The sequence below is a fragment of the Mycobacterium sp. genome (assembly GCF_035623875.1).
In the GTDB taxonomy this organism is placed as follows: Bacteria; Actinomycetota; Actinomycetes; order Mycobacteriales; family Mycobacteriaceae; genus Mycobacterium.
The window spans coordinates 1-2,882 of sequence record NZ_DASPSP010000309.1; the positions used below are offsets into that span (position 1 = coordinate 1).

The 2,882-nt window shown below is 64.6% G+C and carries 2 protein-coding genes; one reads left to right on the forward strand and one right to left on the reverse strand.

The genetic code is table 11. The features are described from left to right. The coding region (locus VEI45_RS24935) for a sensor domain-containing protein (protein WP_324857268.1) at positions 1–1,931 on the forward strand (1,931 nt) is incomplete at its 5' end. Positions 1,932–2,415: 484 nt separating this feature from the next. Here VEI45_RS24935 and VEI45_RS24940 read toward each other — a convergent pair. Continuing rightward, positions 2,416–2,838: a type II toxin-antitoxin system VapC family toxin gene (locus VEI45_RS24940; protein WP_324857270.1), complete on the reverse strand. Its 423-nt coding sequence runs from the start codon at positions 2,836–2,838 to the stop codon at positions 2,416–2,418. Positions 2,839–2,882: the final 44 nt, after the last annotated feature.

Genomic DNA, 2,882 nt, shown 5'->3' on the forward strand with positions numbered 1-2,882 from the left:
TGGCGATTGATTTCGGCAGCTCGAATACCGCGGCGGCGTTTCGGGACCGGCACGGCTACGTGCAGGAGCTGCGGTTGTCGGCGGCGGGTTCGTTGATGCCCTCGGCGGTGTTCTACGACGGCAGCCGTTTTTTGGTGGGGCGTACGGCGTTGCAGGCGGCGTTCACCTCGCCGGAAGCCTTTGAGCCCTCGCCCAAGCGCCGGCTGGCCGACCGTGAAGTCTTTTTGGCCGGCAGCATGATCGCGGTAACCGAGATGGTCGCCGCGGTGTTCGCCGAGGTGCTGGCCCGGGCCAGTCAGGTGATGGCGGCCGCGCCCGATGTGGTGGTCGTCACCCATCCCGACCAATGGAGTGCCCCGTTACAGCAGCTGTTGGCGGAGTCGGCCTGCGCGGGCGGCGTCGATCGCAACCGTCTGCGGTTGGTCAGTGAGGCCCAGGCGGCGGCGTGGTTTTATGCGATGTCGGCCCCCGACATGGCGGTGGGCGCGCGGCTGGTGGTCTTTGACTTCGGGGCGGGCACCTGCGATGTCGCGGTGCTAGAACGACAACCCGATCACAGTTTCGCGGTCATCGCCTCGGACGGATTGGATGGTCTGGGCGGTCACGACTTGGACGCCCGCATCCAGGCCTGGGTGCGTCGCCAACTGGCGGCCAGCGACCCGGTGCTGCTGGCCGAGGTCAATGATTCCGCCGCGATCGCCACCCGGTTGGCGCTTAATGATCGGATCCGCGATGCCAAAGAGGCGTTATCGGAGGCCAGTTCGGCGGCGATCGTGGTTGCGGCGACCGCCGATACCCAGGTGCTGCAGTTGACCCGGGATGAATTCGACGAGCTCATCGGCCCCGACATCGATCGGGCGGTGGGGTTGACCAAACGCGTGATGGCCGAGGCGCATCAGCGGCGTCCCTCCGACCAAACGCCGACGATCTATCTGACCGGGGGTTCCTCTCAGATTCCGCTGGTGCATTCCCGGCTTGCCAAGCTGGCACCGGTCGGTGTGCTCGGCGATCCGAAAATGGTTGTGGCGCAAGGCGCGTTGTACACCCCCGAGGCCGCACCGGCCGCCCCGCCACAACCACCGTCGGTTACATCAGTTTCCGCCACGGCGCCAACACCCGCGGCAACCACCGCAACACTTGTCGGCCCGCCACCCACCCACACCCAACAACCACCCCATGTCAAGGTGGCCAGACGGTCCCGGTGGTGGGCACTAGCAGGGCGAGGGTTGGTTGGAATCATCTTTGCCGCGGTGCTGGCGTTGTTCGCCTGGGGTGTATCCGAAAAGCAGAGCACCCCCGCCCGGTCTCCTGCCCGCCCACCAACCCCGGCCGGACCGCTGGTGGCGCCGGCCAAGCTGGCGTCGCTGCTGCTCAGTAGCGGCCAGATCAACGGGCTGATGAACTCAATAACGATGCAGGGCCCCGGCATCAGCAACCACCTCACCGCGACCAGTGACCAGGTTGCAAACCATGAGTGTTTGGGATCGCTGTATGGCAGCCAACCGTCCGTGTATGCGGGGAGCGGCTACATCGCGGTCAGTGATCAATTCTTGACTGGATCTTCGGCTAACAACATGCAGGCTTCTCTCGAGCAGACCGCGGTTGGCTTTCCTTCCGCCGATGCTGCCCGCGCCTTCTTCACCACGTTGTTGGACGGCTGGCAGGCGTGCGTGGGCCATGTCGTGCCGATTACCTCCAGGAATGCCGACGGCACGTCCGCCACGTCGTCGTGGACGATCCAAGAGGTCAAGACCGTTGACACTGCCATCAGTCAAATCCTGACGACCGCCGGGGCTGGTTTTTCATGTCAGCACGGGCTGCAAGCCGTCCACAACGTCGTGGTCGACGTGACCGCATGCGGCCATTCCATCACCAATCAAGGCGCCGACATCGCCGCTGCGATCGCGGCCAAGGCAACGACCGGAAATTAGCCGCGTTTACCAATGTTCGCCATCCCGGAAGGTGGCCATTGCCCGACGACGAATGCGGCTTGAAACGCTGGACGTGATCGGACTTCTCCACAGTCCGTCTGAAGAATCGTACGCGCATCCCGCGGACGCGACGAGGATGTTCCGTGTTTCATGGAACTTCGGTGGCGGCCCGGTGAGCATCGGGCTGCGCTGATCTGATCATCGTGCACGACGGCGAACGGGGCTTGGCGGACAGCGGGAACGACAGCCTGGCGACGGTAGCAACGCCGACCGCGGCGGAGCGACGGTAACGACGCCGACAGCGGCGGCCACGGGCCGATGGGGCGCCTCCCCCACCTCGTCGATAGGGCGAATATGGCGAGATCGGATGTGCTGCGTTACCGCTAAACTGTGGAGTATTTCGTAATCATGCTGTGCTGCAGAGGATTTCGCTTTCCCCTGTTCCATTACTAGACGTCGAGGGCGGTCACTTGCATCCGCTAAGTCAGTGCACCGCTCCCGGGTTCCAGAATCTCGACGTCGCATTTGAGGCCCGGGGCCCGTGCTGCCTCCTGTCCGCGGTAACCATCACGACGTTCAGGACCTCAGCCAGTGCGATATACGCGGCATCGCAGGGGATGACCGCCTGCCGCAACTGCCAGATACGGCCTAACAGCGGTCTGTGCGACGACCGACGCAGTGGCAGGTTTGCTAAATCTGAGACCACATCGGCGGCTCGCCGAGCGGGCATGAGCCTGGCGCCAACCTGGCGGCGCCACACCGATGTGACCTCGAGGTCGATGAGTTCCGGGGCGGCCAAGGTCTCGTCGGCTAAGCGCCGCCGGGCGGCCCGGCCATCGGTCCCGTCGTCACCCAGAGCCACGGCCAGTACGCTCGCATCAACGACGATCACGTTCAGCCCGAACATGACTCACGGCCGAGCTAAACGACACCGAACCGCCACGGCACGCG